Source organism: Agromyces sp. PvR057, assembly GCF_040547485.1.
In the GTDB taxonomy this organism is placed as follows: Bacteria; Actinomycetota; Actinomycetes; order Actinomycetales; family Microbacteriaceae; genus Agromyces.
The window spans coordinates 144,896-160,832 of sequence record NZ_JBEPPT010000005.1 but is presented as its reverse complement, the minus strand read 5'-3'; the positions used below and the strand labels follow the sequence as shown (position 1 = coordinate 160,832).

At 69.5% G+C, this 15,937-nt stretch carries 15 protein-coding genes; 3 read left to right on the top strand and 12 right to left on the bottom strand.

What is annotated here, in order from left to right; genetic code table 11:
* The first annotated feature begins 27 nt into the window (after positions 1-27).
* Entirely contained in the window at positions 28-699 is a 672-nt protein-coding gene (locus ABIC29_RS16785) for a FadR/GntR family transcriptional regulator (RefSeq protein WP_116082892.1), read from the top strand.
* A 25-nt stretch (positions 700-724) separates the two neighbouring features.
* On the opposite strand, the gene ABIC29_RS16780 is transcribed toward ABIC29_RS16785, so the two are convergent.
* From ABIC29_RS16780 to ABIC29_RS16750, 7 genes are all read right to left on the bottom strand, one after another.
* Entirely contained in the window at positions 725-1,402 is a 678-nt protein-coding gene (locus ABIC29_RS16780; RefSeq protein ID WP_116082895.1) for an NAD(P)-binding domain-containing protein, read from the bottom strand.
* A gap of 1 nt (position 1,403) precedes the next feature.
* Positions 1,404-2,348 carry an NADP-dependent oxidoreductase gene (locus ABIC29_RS16775; RefSeq protein ID WP_116082897.1) on the bottom strand — a complete coding sequence of 315 codons (945 nt, stop codon included), beginning with the start codon at positions 2,346-2,348 and terminating at the stop codon, positions 1,404-1,406.
* An 82-nt stretch (positions 2,349-2,430) separates the two neighbouring features.
* On the bottom strand, positions 2,431-2,898 hold the full coding sequence (locus ABIC29_RS16770) for a MarR family winged helix-turn-helix transcriptional regulator (RefSeq protein ID WP_158551813.1): 468 nt from the start codon (positions 2,896-2,898) through the stop codon (positions 2,431-2,433).
* Between the two features lie 200 nt (positions 2,899-3,098).
* Positions 3,099-4,091, bottom strand: a complete 993-nt coding sequence (locus ABIC29_RS16765; RefSeq protein ID WP_354247238.1) for an ABC transporter substrate-binding protein — start codon at positions 4,089-4,091, stop codon at positions 3,099-3,101.
* 86 nt (positions 4,092-4,177) lie between these two features.
* A complete protein-coding gene (locus ABIC29_RS16760; protein WP_116082904.1) occupies positions 4,178-5,215 on the bottom strand; it encodes an ABC transporter permease in 1,038 nt (345 codons plus the stop codon).
* Positions 5,212-6,741 carry a sugar ABC transporter ATP-binding protein gene (locus ABIC29_RS16755; RefSeq protein WP_116084690.1) on the bottom strand — a complete coding sequence of 510 codons (1,530 nt, stop codon included), beginning with the start codon at positions 6,739-6,741 and terminating at the stop codon, positions 5,212-5,214. The genes ABIC29_RS16760 and ABIC29_RS16755 overlap by 4 nt, the downstream gene beginning before the upstream one ends.
* Positions 6,738-8,042 carry an enolase C-terminal domain-like protein gene (locus tag ABIC29_RS16750; RefSeq protein ID WP_116082906.1) on the bottom strand — a complete coding sequence of 435 codons (1,305 nt, stop codon included), beginning with the start codon at positions 8,040-8,042 and terminating at the stop codon, positions 6,738-6,740. The genes ABIC29_RS16755 and ABIC29_RS16750 overlap by 4 nt, the downstream gene beginning before the upstream one ends.
* 247 nt (positions 8,043-8,289) lie before the next feature.
* Between ABIC29_RS16750 and ABIC29_RS16745 the strand changes: the two genes are divergently transcribed.
* The gene (locus ABIC29_RS16745) at positions 8,290-9,252 is read left to right on the top strand and encodes a fumarylacetoacetate hydrolase family protein (protein ID WP_354247233.1); all 963 of its coding nucleotides are present in this window, start codon (positions 8,290-8,292) and stop codon (positions 9,250-9,252) included.
* 133 nt (positions 9,253-9,385) lie between these two features.
* Here the strand turns inward: ABIC29_RS16745 and ABIC29_RS16740 are convergent, their stop codons facing one another.
* Together ABIC29_RS16740 and ABIC29_RS16735 are read right to left on the bottom strand one after the other, a co-directional pair.
* Positions 9,386-10,852, bottom strand: coding sequence for an aspartate ammonia-lyase (locus ABIC29_RS16740; protein ID WP_199471592.1), 1,467 nt, complete (start codon positions 10,850-10,852; stop codon positions 9,386-9,388).
* 124 nt (positions 10,853-10,976) lie between these two features.
* A complete protein-coding gene (locus ABIC29_RS16735; RefSeq protein ID WP_116082912.1) occupies positions 10,977-11,309 on the bottom strand; it encodes a DUF4190 domain-containing protein in 333 nt (110 codons plus the stop codon).
* Between the two features lie 119 nt (positions 11,310-11,428).
* Here ABIC29_RS16735 and ABIC29_RS16730 point away from each other — a divergent pair, with 119 nt between their 5' ends.
* Positions 11,429-12,751, top strand: a complete 1,323-nt coding sequence (locus tag ABIC29_RS16730; RefSeq protein WP_116082915.1) for a uracil-xanthine permease family protein — start codon at positions 11,429-11,431, stop codon at positions 12,749-12,751.
* Between the two features lie 71 nt (positions 12,752-12,822).
* On the opposite strand, the gene ABIC29_RS16725 is transcribed toward ABIC29_RS16730, so the two are convergent.
* The 3 genes from ABIC29_RS16725 to ABIC29_RS16715 all read right to left on the bottom strand — a co-directional run bounded on the left by ABIC29_RS16725 (position 12,823) and on the right by ABIC29_RS16715 (position 15,884).
* Positions 12,823-14,274, bottom strand: a complete 1,452-nt coding sequence (locus ABIC29_RS16725) for an NCS2 family permease (RefSeq protein ID WP_116082917.1) — start codon at positions 14,272-14,274, stop codon at positions 12,823-12,825.
* 87 nt (positions 14,275-14,361) lie between these two features.
* Positions 14,362-14,706 (bottom strand): hypothetical protein, encoded by a 345-nt coding sequence (locus ABIC29_RS16720; RefSeq protein ID WP_055859206.1) that lies wholly within the window; start codon positions 14,704-14,706, stop codon positions 14,362-14,364.
* Positions 14,703-15,884: an inorganic phosphate transporter gene (locus ABIC29_RS16715; RefSeq protein ID WP_354247228.1), complete on the bottom strand. Its 1,182-nt coding sequence runs from the start codon at positions 15,882-15,884 to the stop codon at positions 14,703-14,705. Before ABIC29_RS16715 ends, ABIC29_RS16720 begins: the two co-directional genes overlap by 4 nt.
* Positions 15,885-15,937 lie beyond the last annotated feature (53 nt).

Here is a 15,937-nt window from a genome sequence, read left to right as displayed (position 1 = left end):
AGCTCCAGCGCGGGTTACGATGCAGGCATGGCCGTCACCGACGAAGCGATCCTGAAGATCAAGGAGATGATCCTCGCCGGCGAGCTCGCGCCCGGCGATCGCCTCCCGCCCGAGAAGGAGCTGAGCGATCGGCTCGGGCTCTCCCGCTCATCGCTCCGCGAAGCGGTCAAGGCGCTCGAGGTCATCCGCGTGCTCGACGTGCGCCGCGGCGACGGCACCTACGTCACGAGCCTCGAACCGCACCTGCTCCTCGAGGCCATGTCCTTCGTCGTCGACCTGCACGACGACCAGTCGGTGCTCGAGATCTTCGCGGTGCGGCGCATCCTCGAGCCCGCGGCCGCCTCGCTCGCCGCGCGCAACGCCGACGCCGAGACCCTCGAGCGCCTGCGCGCGGTCGTCACGAGCGTCGACGAGGCGACCGACGTCGAGGGGCTCGTGACGCACGACCTCGAGTTCCACCGCGGCATCGCGGAGGCGACCGGCAACGCCTACCTCGCGAGCCTCATCGACTCGCTCTCGGGGCACACGGTGCGCGCCCGCGTGTGGCGTGGCATCACCGAGGAGAACGCCGTCGACCGCACGCTGCACGAGCACCACGCGATCCTCGACGCGATCGCCGCGGGCGACGCCGACCTCGCTCAGGCGCTCACCGTCGTGCACGTCAGCGGCGTCGAGCAGTGGTTGCGCTCGGCGCTCTGAGCCGAACGCAGCCACCCGAGGTCGATCAGGCGAGCACGGCCTCCGGACCGCTGTACCGCCGCATCTCCTCGAGATCGAGCCGGGAGCGCCCGTGGCGTCCGTGCACGGCGTTGTACCTGCCGCCGATCTCGAGGTCGCGAGAGATCTCGATGCCGCCGACGAGCCACGGGTGCCACCCGGTTCGAGCGAGGTACGGACGCACGAGCGCCGCCGTGGCGGCCGAGTCGGCCGCGAACGGCAGCACGGCGGCGTCTCCGGCACCTTCCTCGATGTACGCGGTCGCGAGGTTCGAGAAGGCCTTGGCGTGACGCGCCCCCTGCGGAAGCAGCGTCGCGACGAACTGTCCGGCCGAACCCTCCCTCGGGCGCGCCGGGATGATTCCCTGCGGCGTCACGTCGAGCGGGTTCGACACGTCGAGGAGCACCTTGCCGATGAGGTGATCGCCGAGCGCGGAGAGCACCGCGCGCTGCGGCGCATTCCAGAGCGTGGTCAGGGCGACGACGTTCTGCCCGTCGACGGCCTCCGCGAGGGAGTCGGCCACGATCACGTCGGCATCCCGCGCCGCCGCCCGCACGAGGGCCGCGGCAGCCTGCGCCTTCGTCTGGCGGTGGTGGTACAGGTGCACATCGATGCCGCTCCGGGCGAAGAGTCGGGCGATGGCGGTGCCGTGGCGGCCCGGACCGATGAGTGCGATCGAGGTCATGTCAGGCCGCCGTCCGCTCGCCGGGCAGGTGGGGATTGTCCGACAGGTCGAGCACGAGCTTTCCGCGCGAGTGCCCGGCGTCCAGCCGACGGTGCGCCTCGACGATCCGGGTGAAGGCCATCGCCTCGACCGGGAGCACCAGCGTGCCGCCGGCGACGGCGTCGAGGAGTTCCTGGAGTTGGGCGGCGCTGCGGCGGACCTGCACGAGGCGGATGCCGTGGGAGGACATGGTCTCGGGCACGAGCGTGATCGCCTGTCCACCGGCGCGCGTGACGGCGACGGCGAGGTCGCCGGCCTCGCGCGTGCCGGCCAGGTCGACCGACGCGGCGATCGCGGCACCGGAGGCGGCCTCGGTGATCCGACCGGCCAGCCCAGGGCCGTAGACGACCGGGGTGGCCCCGATCGCGCGAAGGTGCTCCTGGTTGGCGGCGCTCGCCGTTCCGATGACGCGCAGGCCGCGCGCGGTCGCCACCTGGGCGAGCACGGTGCCGACGCCGCCGGCGGCGCCGTGGACGACGATCACGTCGCCGGCCGCGAGCCGCAACGACGCCAGGGCGGTCAGGGCGCTCTGCCCGACGCCGCTCAGCCCACCGGCGAGGTCCCAGTCGAGATCTGCGGGCTTGTGCGCGAGTCGGTCGCTGCTCGTGGTGACCAGATCTGCGTCGGCACCGCTCACGCCCCAGCCGATCACCGCAGCTCCGACGACGTACTGCGGGTCGTGCGACTCGACGACGACGCCGGCGAACTCAGTGCCGAGCGTCAACGGAACGCCCCCGCCGAAGCTGCCGCTGCGGCGACGGGCGTCGACGGGGTTGAGCCCGCCCGTGCGCACGGCCACGCGGATCTCACCACGCCGCAGGGAGGCGACGGGATGCTCCTCGATGGCGATCGTCTCCGGCGGGCCGAAGCGCCGGGCGACGGCGATCCGGCTGGTCTGCTGGGTCATGGAACTGCCTCTCCGGGCGGTGAACGTCGCCGCCTCGATTATCTGTAACTACAGATAATTCGATTCCATTCCCGAAACGTCCTCATTCCTCCGGAGGCGCCGACGCGACTCCCTCGTGGGCGGCGAGGCGTCGGGCGAACGCGAGCAGTGCCTCCAGCTCGTCGTCGGCGATCAACGGCTCGAACTCGGCCCGCAGCGACGCGAGGTGCGCCGCGGTGGCGCCGACGATGAGCTCGGTGCCGGCCTCGGTCAGCGAGACGTCGATGACCCTCGCGTCATCGGCGCGCGTGGTTCGGGCGACATGGCCCTGCTCCGCGAGACGGCCGATGAGATGCGAGGCCGAACCCGAGCTGTAGAGCAGCCCCGCGGCGAGCGCGCTCGAGGTGAGCGTGCGATCTGGGCTCTCCCACAACAGCAGCAGCGCCTCGTACTGCGGCACCGTGAGGCCGTACTCGGCCTTGAGCTCTGCGGTCAGGCGCAGCATCATCGCGCGCTGTCCGTAGAGCAGGCCGCGCCAGATCTCCTGACGCGGAGTGAGCCTGTTGCGCAACGGCATCCTCCTCTGATCACGCCACGGCACGTGCCTGGCGTGCGACAGGGTGAATCCTTCCACGACCGCTCGCCGGCCGAGGTCTCGGCTCACGACCAGAACGCCCCGCGCGCATCTTCATGCGTGCGGGGCGTTCATCGAGGCACCGGTTCGGATCGGGCTGCGGCGCATGACCGCAACCGATCCCCCGGCATTCGGGCCTATTCGTAGAGCACGGCCTGGATCTCGTCGTCGTCGATGTTCGACACGTCGTACCAGTAGTAGCCGGTGTCGATGGTCTTCGGCAGGTCCTTGCCGTCGATCGCCTCGACGGCGGCCTTCACGGTCTCGTAGCCGATGCCCACCGGGTTCTGCGTGATCGCGCCGATCATGAGGCCGTCGCGGATCGCGTCCATCTGAGCCTTGCCGGAGTCGAAGCCGACGACCGCGAGCGTCGCGGCGTCGATGCCGAGCTCCTTGACGGCCTGCACCACGCCGATCGCCGAGCCCTCGTTCGAGCCGTAGATGCCCTTCAGGTCGGGGTTCGCGGCGATGATCGCCTTCGCGAGGTCGGCCGACTTGGCCTGGTCGCCGCCGCCGTACTGGATGTCGACGATCTCGATGCCGGGCTCGTTGTCCTCCATGTACTGCACGAACCCGTCGCGACGCTCCTGGCCGGTGACCGAGGTCTGGTCGTGCACGACGAGGGCGACCTTGCCCTCGTGGTCGATGGCCTCGGCCAGGTGCTTGGCGGCTTCGGCGGCGGCGGCGAGGTTGTCGGTCGCCGCGGTGGTCACCGGGATGTCGCTGTCGACGCCGGAGTCGAACGCGACGACGGGGATGTTGCCGTCCTTCGCCTGCTGCAGCAGCGGACCGGCCGCCTGGCTGTCGAGCGCGGCGAAGCCGATGGCGGCGGGGCTCTTGTCGAGCGCCGTCTGCAGCATCTGGATCTGCTGGTCGACGTCGGCCTCGGTGTCGGGCCCCTCGAACGTGATCTCGACGTCGAACTCCTCCGCCGCCTGCTCGGCGCCCGACTTCACGGCCTGCCAGAACTGGTGCTGGAACCCCTTCGAGACGAGCGCGATGTACGGCTTGTCGCCGCTGCCCCCGTCGGAACCGGATCCACTGTCGCCACCGTCGCTCGCGCATCCTGCGAGCACGAGTGCCGTGATGGCGGCGCCGACGACGGCGCCGACCATGCGCTTCTTGAACATGTGTGTCACTCCTTTGTGTCTGTGTTTCGGGTGTTGCAGGCCTCCGGGTGCCCGGAGTGGTTCGGTGGTGCGGCCGGTTCGTCCGGTCAGGCGCGTCGGCGGCGCAGCATGTCGAGGTACACGGCCACGAGGATCACGACGCCGACGGCGACGGACTGCCACTCCTGCGGCACCGAGATGATGCGCAGTCCGTTCGTCAGCACCGCCATGATGAGCGCGCCGATGACGGTGCCGACGATGGAGCCCTTGCCGCCCTGCAGCGAGGTGCCGCCGATGACGACCGCGGCGATCGCCTCGAGTTCGAGGCCCATGCCGCCGGTCGGCTGCGCCGACGAGAGCCGTGAGGCGCTCAGCACGCCGGCCAGGCCGACGAAGAGCCCGGCGAGCGTGTAGATGACGATCTTCCATCGCCGCACGTTCACGCCCGACAGGGCGGTCGCCGCCTCGTTCGAGCCGATCGAGAAGGTGTACCGGCCGAGGATCGTCTTCGAGAGCAGCACCGCGGCGATCACGATCATGACGATGAAGATCGCGACGCCCATCGGGAACCGGATGCCGGGGATGATCGACAGGTTCATGATCGACTGGAAGTCGGGGGTCTCCGAGAAGTAGATCGGCTTCGTGCCCGAGATCACGAGCGAGAGGCCGGCCGCGATCAGCATCATGCCGAGTGTCGCGATGAACGGCGGGATGCCGAGCACCGAGATGTTCACGCCGTTGATGAGGCCGATGAGCCCGCCGAAGAGGATCGTCGCGAGCACCCCAGCCCAGAGCGGCCACCCGAGGTAGGTGAGGAACACGCCCGCCATGACCCCCGAGAGCACCATGCCGGTGCCGATCGAGAGGTCGATGCCGCCCGTGATGATGACGAACGTCGTTCCGAGCGCGAGGATGCCGGTCACGGTCGCCGCGGTGAGGATCGAGACGAGGTTGTTCGTCGTGAAGAAGTGCGGGCTGGCGAGCGAGAAGACGAGCACGATGAGGATCAGGCTCGCGAACGCGAGGAGCTGCTGCAGCGAGCCTCGGAGGCGGGCGAACCGGGGCGTTCCCCGGTCGATCACGGCGAAGGCCGTCGTGGAGGGATCCCGATCCGACTTCGGCGGCGTCACGGTGGGGCTGGTCATGCGATCGTTCCTTCGCTCGAGAATCGGGTTGCGTAGTCCATGAGGTTCTCCTGCGTGGCATCCGCGTTGTCGAGGATCGCCGTGAGGCGCCCCTCGGCCATGACGGCGATGCGGTCGGAGAGGCGGAGCACCTCGGGCAGCTCCGAGGAGATCATGACGATGGCCTTGCCCTGCTCGGCGAGGCCCTTCAGCAGTGCGTAGATCTCCTCCTTCGCGCCCACGTCGATGCCGCGGGTGGGTTCGTCGAAGATGAGCACGTCGCAGTCCTTGGCGAGCCACTTCGCGATGACGACCTTCTGCTGGTTGCCGCCCGAGAGGTTCCGCACGAGCTGCGCGCTCGAGGGGGTCTTGATGCGGAGCTTGTCGATGTAGTCGCGGCCGGTCGCCTCGATGCGGGCGTCGTCGACGAAGCCGAGGGATGACGTGTAGTCGCGCAGCGCGGAGAGCACGATGTTCTCGCGGACGCTGCGTTCGAGGAGCACGCCGAGGTGCTTGCGGTCCTCGGAGAGGTAGCCGATGCCGTGACGGGATGCCTCGGCGGGATTCCCGATCGAGACCGGCTTGCCGTGCATGCGGATCTCGCCGGCCTCCCGTGGGTCGGCGCCCACGATCGCGCGGGCGACCTCGGTGCGCCCCGCCCCCATGAGCCCGGCGAAGCCGAGGATCTCGCCCGCGTGCACCTCGAAGCTCACGTCGCGGAGCAGGGACCTCGTCGAGAGGCCCGTGACCGCGAGCACCGGCTCACCGTCGATCGCCCGCGGCGACGGACGCTGCTCGCCCGAGATCTCGCGACCGACCATGAGCGAGATGACCTCGCGCTGGTCGGTCTCGGCGGTGATGCGGCTGCCGGCGTTCCGTCCGTCGCGGAGCACGGTGATGCGGTCGGAGATGCGCGTGAGCTCCTCCATGCGGTGCGAGATGTAGATCACGCCGGTCTCGGGCCGCTTGAAGCGGCCGATGAGCTCGAAGAGCACGTCGACCTCGGCGTCGTTCAGGGCCGCGGTCGGCTCGTCCATGATGAGCACCTTCGCGTCGAACGAGAGCGCCTTCGCGATCTCGACCATCTGCTGCTTCGCGACCGTGAGGTTCTCGACGCGTTCGCTCGGGTCGAGTGCGAGCCCGAGCCCCTCGAACAGCTTGCGCGCACGGCGGTTGAGGCTGCGCTCGTCGAGGAAGAAGCCGGCGGCACGCTGCTCGCGACCGATGAAGATGTTCTGCGCGACCGTCAGGTCGGGCATGAGGTTGAACTCCTGGTGGATGATCGAGATGCCGAGCTCCTGCGCGTGCTTCGGCCCCTCGATCGAGAGCTCCTCGCCGTTCAGGCTGAACGTGCCGGCGTCCGGCGTGGAGATGCCGGCGAGCAGCTTCATGAGCGTGGACTTGCCCGCGCCGTTCTCGCCGACGAGCGCGAGCACCTCGCCGTGGTGCAGTTCGAGGTGCACGTCGTCGAGCGCCTGCACGCCGGGGAATCCCTTGCTCACCCCTCGCAGGTCGAGCAGGGGCACGGATGCCTCGGCGGAACTCATGCCGGCACCTCGCCGACGCGCACCCCGCGCCACGTGTAGTCCTCGATCGACGAGCGATGCATCTCGGTGCCGGCGCCGGGCGCCTCGGGCACCAGGTAGCGGCCGCGCTCGACGACGGCGGGGGTCACGAAGTGCTCGTGCAGGTGGTCGACGAACTCGACCATGCGGCCCTCCATCGTGCCCGAGACGGCGACGAAGTCGAACATCGACAGGTGCTGCACGGCCTCGCAGAGTCCGACGCCGCCCGCGTGCGGGCAGACCGGCACCCCGAACTTCGCGGCGAGCAGGAGGTTGGCGATGTTCTCGTTCACGCCGCCGACGCGGGTCGCGTCGATCTGCATGACCGCCATGCCGCCGGCCTGCAGCAGCTGCTTGAAGACCACGCGGTTCGCGACGTGCTCCCCCGTCGCGACCCGGATCGGGGCGACGCCGCGCGCGATGGCGGCGTGCCCCAGGATGTCGTCGGGGCTCGTCGGCTCCTCGATCCAGGCCACGTCGAACTCGGAGAGCGCCGTGACCCAGGCGATCGCGTCGGCGACGTCCCATCGCTGGTTGGCGTCGATGGCGATCGGGAAACCCGGCCCGACGGCGGCGCGCGCGATCGCGAGGCGGCGTCGATCGTCGTCCAGGTCGCCGCCGACCTTCAGCTTGATCTGAGGGAAGCCGTCGGCGACGGCCTCGCGGCAGAGGCGGTCGAGCTTCTCGTCGGAGTAGCCGAGCCAGCCGGGGCTCGTCGTGTACGCGGGATACCCGACCGCAAGCAGTTCGGCCTCCCTGGTGGCTCGGCCGGGCTCCGCGGCACGGAGCATCTCGAGCGCGTCCTCGCGGGTGAGCGCGTCGGAGAGGTAGCGGAAGTCGACGACGTCGACCAGTTCCTCCGGCGTCATGCGCGAGAGCAGGCGCCAGAGCGGCATCCCGGCCCGCTTGGCCTTGAGGTCCCAGAGCGCGTCGATGGCCGCGCCGATGCCCATGTGCATGACGCCCTTCTCTGGGCCGAGCCAGCGCAGCTGCGAGTCGTGCGCGAGGAGTCGCCAGGTCGCGCCCATGTCATCGAGGAGCGCCTCGACATCCTGACCGACCAGGTGACCGCGGAGCGCATCGAGCGCGGCGACCTGGACGTCGTTGCCCCGGCCGATCGTGAACACGAAACCATGCCCTTCGAGCCCGTCGCCCGCGTCGGTGCCGATCGTGAGGTAGGCCGCCGAGTAGTCGGGGTCGGGGTTCATCGCGTCCGACCCGTCGAGCTGCAGGGAGGTCGGAAAGCGGATGTCCGTGGTGTCAACGCTGACGATCGTGCTCATGAGGTCCTTTCATCGGGCCCACTGAGCATAAACATCCGATGTCTCTTCCGTCAAGCGTGCGCATTACGCGCCATTCGCCCGAAACGCTCCACCACCATCACCGAGACTTCGGATGTTCCCGGTGCGACGCTCGCGTCCGACCATGATGCTGCCGAGCTCGCGCCACATCGACATCGTGTCGTCTTCCTCAGCGGATCTTGTACATCTCGCACAGGTTCGGCCCGATTCGGCCCGTTAGCCTAGACAGGTGAGATTTGCGCACCTCAGAGTCGACGGCCAGACGATTCCCCGACTCGCGGTGGTCGACGGCGAATCCGCGATCTTCCTCGACGAGGTGATGCGGCGTGCGCCGCGCGACCTCCAGGACCTCATCGAGCAGGGCCCCGATGGGCTCGCCCGCGTGCGCGCCGCGATCGGCGCGGCTGATCACGCCGATGCGGCGCAGCACCTCCCGGTCGACGAGCTCGCATCCGAACCCGACGCCGACACGCCGTCGGCGGGGGCTGAGGCGGGGGCGGCCGCGCTGCCGCGCCACCGCGTCGCCGACCTGCGGCACGCCTCCGCCGTGCTCCGGCCCGCGCAGGTGATCGCGATCGGCGCGAACTACGCGGCCCACGCGTCCGAGCTCAAGCTCCGCGCCGAGACCGCGATGACGATCTTCTCGCTCTGGCCGAACTCGCTGACGGCGCACGGGGCGACGACCACCTGGCCGGCCGACCTCACCGACCAGGTCGACTACGAGGCCGAACTCGGCGTCATCATCGGGCGCCCGGCGCGCGGCGTGCACGCGCGCGACGCCCTCGACTACGTGTGGGGCTACACCGTGGTCAACGACATCACGGCCCGCGACATCCAGTTCAGCGAGGCGCAGTGGTCGCGCTGCAAGTCGTTCGACGGCTTCACGCCGACGGGACCGGTCGTCGTGACCGCCGACGAGATCCCCGATCCGCAGAACCTGTGGCTCACGACCAACCTCGACGGCAGCATCATGCAGGATGCCTCGACGGCCGAGATGGTGCGCAGCGTCGCCGAGATCATCTCGCTGCTGTCGCGTTCGGCGACGATCCCCGCCGGAACGCTCATCTCGACGGGCAGCCCCGGTGGAGCCGGCTACTCGCGCAAGCCCCCGGTCTTCCTCCGCGACGGGTCGACCGTCACGGTGAGCATCGAGGGCATCGGGTCGCTCACGACCCACTGCCGCGTCATCTGACGACGCCGCGGGCGACCTGACGGGTCACGCCCGCGCGCCGTGCCGACGCGCCGCGTCGTTCGCCGCGCCCCGTCGCGCCGTCACGCTCGGCGGGAGACCGAGTCGGCGACGCCCGAGGGGCGCCGGCGCGCCCTCACTCCGACGGCTCGCCCTGCAGCCTGATCACGGGGATCGCCTGCGTGATCGGGCCGATGCCCGACAGCTTCGAGGGCACGAGCTGCGCCTCGACGGCGTCGCGCGTCATGAGGCCGGCCTCGACGACGAGATCGGCCACGGGTCGACCGGTCGCGAGCGCCAGCTTCGCGAGGGCGGATGCCTCCGAGTAGCCGATGAACGGGATGAGCGCCGTGATGACACCGACGCTCGACGCGACCATGCCCGCCAGGTGCTCGGTGTTGGCCGTGATGCCGTCGACGCAGTTCACGCGGAGGGTCCAGCAGGCCTGGCGCATCCAGGTGATCGACTGGAGCAGCGAGTGCGCGATGACCGGCTCGAAGGCGTTCAGCTGCAGCTGCCCGCTCTCGGCGGCCATCGTGACGGTGACGTCGGCGCCCGCGATCGCGTACGCGACCTGGCTCACGGCCTCGGGGATCACGGGGTTGACCTTGCCGGGCATGATCGACGAGCCGGCCTGCTTCGGCGGCAGGTTGATCTCGCCGAAGCCGGCCTGCGGACCCGACGAGAGCAGCCGCAGGTCGTTGCAGATCTTCGAGAGCTTGATGGCGCTGCGCTTCAGGGCGCTCGAGAACGTCATGAACACGCCGGTGTCGCTCGTGGCCTCGATGAGGTCGGGAGCGGTGACGAGCTGGTGCCCCGTGATGGTGCCGAGGTGCGCGACGGCGCGCGACGCGTAGCCTGGGTCGGCCGTGATGCCGGTTCCGATCGCGGTGGCACCGAGGTTGACCTCGCCGAGCAGCTTGATCGTCTCGCGCAGTCGTTCGAGGTCCTCGCCGAGCGTGGTCGCGAACCCGTGGAACTCCTGGCCGAGCGTCATCGGCACGGCATCCTGCAACTGGGTGCGCCCGACCTTCAGGATCTCGTGAAACTCGCGCCCCTTGGCGCTGAACGAGCGGCGCAGCAGCTCGAGCTCGTCGAGCATGGTCGTGAGCGAGTAGGTCATCGCGACCTTCAGGGCCGTCGGGTACGTGTCGTTCGTCGACTGGCTGCGGTTCACGTCGTCGATCGGGTGCAGGATGTCGTAGCGGCCCTTCGGGTACCCCGCGAGTTCGAGCGCGACGTTCGCGATGACCTCGTTCGCGTTCATGTTCGTCGAGGTGCCGGCACCGCCCTGGATCACGCCCACGACGAACTGCTCGTGGTACGCGCCGTCGATGATGCGCTGGCAGGCCTCGTCGATCAACGCGGCCTTGCGGTCGTCGAGCACGCCGACGTCGCGGTTGGCCCGCGCCGCGGCCTGCTTGACCGCGGCGAGCGCGACCACGAGTTCGGGGTAGACCGAGATCGGTCGCTTCGAGATCGGGAAGTTCTCGAGGGCGCGGAGCGTGTGGACGCCCCAGTACGCCTCCGCGGGGACCTCGACCGTTCCGAGCGAGTCGGTCTCGGTGCGGGTAGCGGTTGGTTTGTCTGACGACGTCGTCACGAACACCTCCGGGTCGGTTCCGAATCGAGCCTACCCGCCGGTCTCCGACGAGTTCCTGAGTGCGCGGAACGGCCCCGGGCCGAGGCCCGGGGCCGTTCCGCATGCAGCAGGTCGCCTGAGCGGATCAGATGAACGCGAACGGCAGCATCGCGAGGCCGAAGACGAGCGCGGCGAGCGTGGCGAGCACGGTTCCGGCGAGCATGACGCCGTTCAGCACGACGCCCCAGATCGCCATGGTGCGCGACGCCGGCTCGCGCTTGAGCGCCATGATGCCGAGCACGAGGCCGACGACGGGCACGAAGAACGTGAAGCTCGCGAAGATCGAGACGATGCCGAGCACGAGGCTCGAGATGCTGAAGCCGTTCGAGTCGGGTGCGGCGACGGAAGCGCCGGCAGGAACGCCGACGGGAACCTCGGCGAACGGGGCCGGTGCGGTGGTCGTGGCGGTGGTGGTCATGGGAACTCTCCTGTTCGTGGTGTTGCCTCAACGCTACGAGCCGGGCCTGCTGCACGACATGGGGGAAACCCCCCGATACGCTCTCAGGGATCCCCGACAGTGCCTTCGAACGGAGCGGCATGAACTTCACCTGGACCCTGCACGGCGACGGGAAGCACGTGCTTCCCGGGCAGGTCGTCGCCCCCGGCGAACGGCTCAGCTGGCCGCGCACGATCGGCCTCGGCGCCCAGCACGTGATCGCCATGTTCGGGGCGACGTTCCTCGTGCCGATCCTCACCGGGTTCCCGCCCGCGACGACCGTCTTCTTCTCGGGCATCGGCACGATCCTGTTCCTCGTGATCACGCAGAACAAGGTGCCGAGCTACCTCGGATCCTCGTTCGCGTTCATCGCCCCGATCACCGCCGCGCTGGCGGCCGGCAACGTCGCCGACCCGATGGGGGCCGCCCTCTTCGGCATCGTCGCCGTCGGCATCCTGCTCGCCGCGATCGGACTGCTCGTGCAGTGGGTCGGCACGGGGTGGATCGACGCGCTCATGCCGCCCGTCGTGGCGGGCGCGATCGTCGCGCTCATCGGGTTCAACCTCGCCCCGGCCGCGCGCGACAACTTCATGAAGGAGCCGCTCACGGCCTTCGTCACGCTCGCCGCCGTGATCATCGCGAGCGTGCTGTTCCGCGGGCTGCTCGGTCGGATGTCGATCCTCGTGGGCGTCGTGCTCGGCTACGTCGTCGCCGCGCTGCTCGGCCAGGTCGACTACGAGCCGATCGCGGAGGCCGCGTGGGTCGGGCTGCCGACCTTCCACCTGCCCTCGAACCCGTTCGCCGACGCCGCGATCTGGGGTTACCTGCCCGCGTTCCTGCCGGTCGTGCTCGTGCTCGTGGCCGAGAACGTCGGCCACATCAAGGGCGTCGCGCAGATGACGGATGCCTCGATCAACCGCTCGACCGGGCGCGCGCTGTTCGCCGACGGGCTGGCGACGACCATCGCGGGGTTCTTCGGGGGTTCCGGCACGACCACGTACGGCGAGAACATCGGCGTCATGGCCGCCACGCGCGTCTACTCGACCGCCGCGTACTGGGTCGCGGGCGTCGTCGCGATCCTGCTCGGCCTCTCCCCCAAGTTCGGCGCCGTCGTCAACACCATCCCGCCTGGCGTGCTCGGGGGCGTCACGACGGCGCTCTACGGCCTCATCGGCATCATCGGCGTGAAGATCTGGGTCGACAACAAGGTCGACTTCTCACGACCCGTCAACCAGTTCACGGCGGCGACGGCGCTCATCATCGGCATCGCCGACTTCACCTTCGCGATCGGCGGCGTCTCGTTCAACGGCATCGCGCTCGGCACGATCGCGGCGATCGTGATCTACCACGTCATGACGGCCATCGGCCGGGCGCGAGGCACCGACGGCGCCCGCGATGCCGAGGCCGCCGACCGCGCCGGCTGACGCCGAGCACGCGGAGACGACGGATGCCCCGTGGCCGAGCGGCCACGGGGCATCCGTCGTTCCGCGTCGGCTCAGGCGCCGAAGAGCGCCTCGATCGGGCCGCGCGCGAAGTACAGCACGAAGCCGGCCGCGACGATCCAGAGCAGCGGGCTGACGGTCTTGGCCTTGCCCGAGAGCGAGCGCACGACGACCCAGGCCACGAAGCCCGCGCCGATGCCGTTCGCGATCGAGTACGTGAGCGGCATCACGACGACGGTGAGGAACACGGGCAGCAGCACCGAGAAGTTGCTCAGGTCGAGGTCGCGGATCTGGGCCATCATCATGGCACCGACGATGACCAGGGCCGCAGCGGCGACCTCGCTCGGCACGATCTGCGCGAGCGGCGTGAGGAACATCGCGAGCAGGAACAGCACACCGGTGACGACGTTCGCGAAGCCGGTGCGCGCGCCCTCGCCGATGCCGGAGCCCGACTCGATGAAGACGGTGTTCGACGAGCCCGACGTGAAGCCGCCGGCGACGGCGCCGACGCCCTCGACGATGAGCGCGCTCTTCAGACGCGGGAAGTTGCCCTTCGCGTCGGCGAGCCCGGCCTCCTTCGACAGGCCCGTCATGGTGCCCATCGCGTCGAAGAAGTTCGTGAAGACGAGCGTGAAGACGAGCATGACGACGGTCAGGAAGCCGACCTTGCTGAAGTCGAAGCTGACGTCGCCGACCAGGCTGAGGTCGGGCACCGCGAACAGGCTGCCGTTCAGCGCGGGCACCGAGAGGCCCCAGCCGCCGGCGTTGTCGACGCTGGAGCCCAGGTGCCAGATCGCCTCGATGACGACGGCGAGCACGGTGCCCGTGACGAGGCCGATGAGCAGTGCACCCTTCACCTTGCGGGCGACGAGCACGCCGGTCAGCAGCAGGGTGACGATGAAGACGAGCGTCGGCACGGTCGCGATCGAGCCGCCGATGCCGAGGCCGACGGGCGGCGAGTTCTGGCCGGTCGCCGTCACGAGGCCCGCGTCGACGAATCCGATGAACGCGATGAAGAGGCCGATGCCGACCGTGATCGCGATCTTCAGCTCGTAGGGCACGGCATCGAAGATCAGGCGGCGCAGGCCCGTCGCGGCGAGCAGCACGATGATGAGGCCGTTGATGACCACGAGGCCCATCGCCTCGGGCCAGGTGACCTGCCCGACGACGCTGAACGCGAGGAACGAGTTGATGCCGAGGCCGGCGGCGAACGCGAACGGGAGCCTCGCGACGAGGCCGAAGAGGATCGTCATGACGCCGGCGGTGAGGGCGGTCACGGCGGCCACCGCGGGGAACGCGAGGGTGTTGCCGTCGATGTCGGTGCCCGACGACAGGATGATCGGGTTCAGGACGACGATGTACGCCATCGTGATGAAGGTCACGAGGCCGCCGCGCACCTCCGTGCCGACCGTCGAACCGCGTTCGGTGATCTGGAAGAAGCGGTCGAATGCGCCGACGGGCTTCTCGCCGTCGGGTCGCGCGGTCTGGGCGGTTTCAGTGGTCATCCGGGAACCTTCGCTGAGGGACGGGCGCATTCGGGTGCGCCCGACGGTTGGACTGTCGGGAATTGAGTTATAGCAGCAGGACGGGGGTCAGCTGAAGATCTTGAAGAGATGCTCGCCGATGATGAGGTAGACGCCGACCAGCACGGCGATCGCGCTGATCGCGAAGCACGCCCACGCGCCGACGAGTGCGACCCGCTTCTGCCCGTCGGTCAGCGGGCTCTTGCGTGCGGCCTTCGCCGCGCGCTTCTCGGCCTTCTGCACCTCGGCCGGGGTCACGATCGTGATGGCGTCGGTGAACTCGGCGGGCGTGACGATGGGCGTGCGGCCCGAGATGGTGAGGAGCCGGATGCCGAGCGAGTACGCCGACACGACGATGCACGTGCTGACGAGGGACGCGACGAGCACGAGCAGGAAGGCGAGCCAGTCGATCACTTGGAGACCTTGCCCTTCTTCGGCTTCGGGTTGCGCTTGATCTTGACCGCGCGGCCCGAGTCGGCGACCTCGCTGACCACGTTGCTCGCGGACACCTCGTTGCGCTGCGACAGCAGGAAGATGGTGGTGATGACGCCCGCGCCGAGGATCGCGTCGATGATGACGCCGATCGGGCCGAGGAGGGCGATGAACGCCGTGATCGCGCCGACGGCGCCCGCCGCCGGCAGGGTCAGCAGCCAGCCGACGCCGATGCGCCCGGCGGTGCGCCACCGCACTGTGGAGCCGCGGCGGCCGAGGCCCGACCCGATGACCGAGCCCGAGGCGACCTGCGTCGTCGAGAGCGCGAAGCCCACATGGCTCGAGGCGAGGATGGTGGCCGCGGTCGCCGTCTCGGCGGCGAAGCCCTGAGCGGGCTTGACGTCGGTGAGCCCGGTGCCGAGCGTGCGGATGATGCGCCATCCGCCCATGTAGGTGCCGAGTGCGATCGCGACGGCGCACGAGACGATGACCCACGTCTGCACCTCATCGCCCGAGCTCTGGAGGCCGGCCGAGACGAGCATGAGCGTGATGACGCCCATGGTCTTCTGGGCGTCGTTGGTGCCGTGCGCGAGCGCGACGAGCGAGGACGAGAAGATCTGCGCGTGGCGGAACCCGTCGCGGCCGTCGGGCTTGCCGTCGTAGCGCCGCGTGATCGCATAGGCGAGCTTCGTGGCGAGCCAGGCGACGAGCCCCGCGGTGAGCGGCGCGAGGATGGCGGGCAGGATCACCTTGGAGAGCACGACCGAGAAGTCGACCGCGTTCACGCCCGCGCCCACGATCGCCGCGCCGATGAGGCCACCGAACAGAGCGTGGCTGGAGGAGGACGGCAGGCCGAGCAGCCAGGTGACCATGTTCCAGACGATGGCGCCGATCAGGCCCGCGAAGATGAGCTGAGGCGTGATCAGCACGCCGCCCTCGCCCTCGTTGATGATGCCGCCCGAGATGGTCTTCGCCACCTCGGTCGACAGGAACGCGCCGACGAGGTTGAGGATCGCGGCGAGCGTGACGGCGACCTTCGGCCGCAACGCGCCGGTGGCGATGGGGGTGGCCATCGCGTTGGCGGTGTCGTGGAAGCCGTTGGTGAAGTCGAAGAAGAGGGCCAGTGCGATGACCAGCACGACGATGAGGGTGAGATCCACCGGCGTCTTTCTTGGATCGGACTCGGATCGGTGTAGAAGCATCACCGGATGAA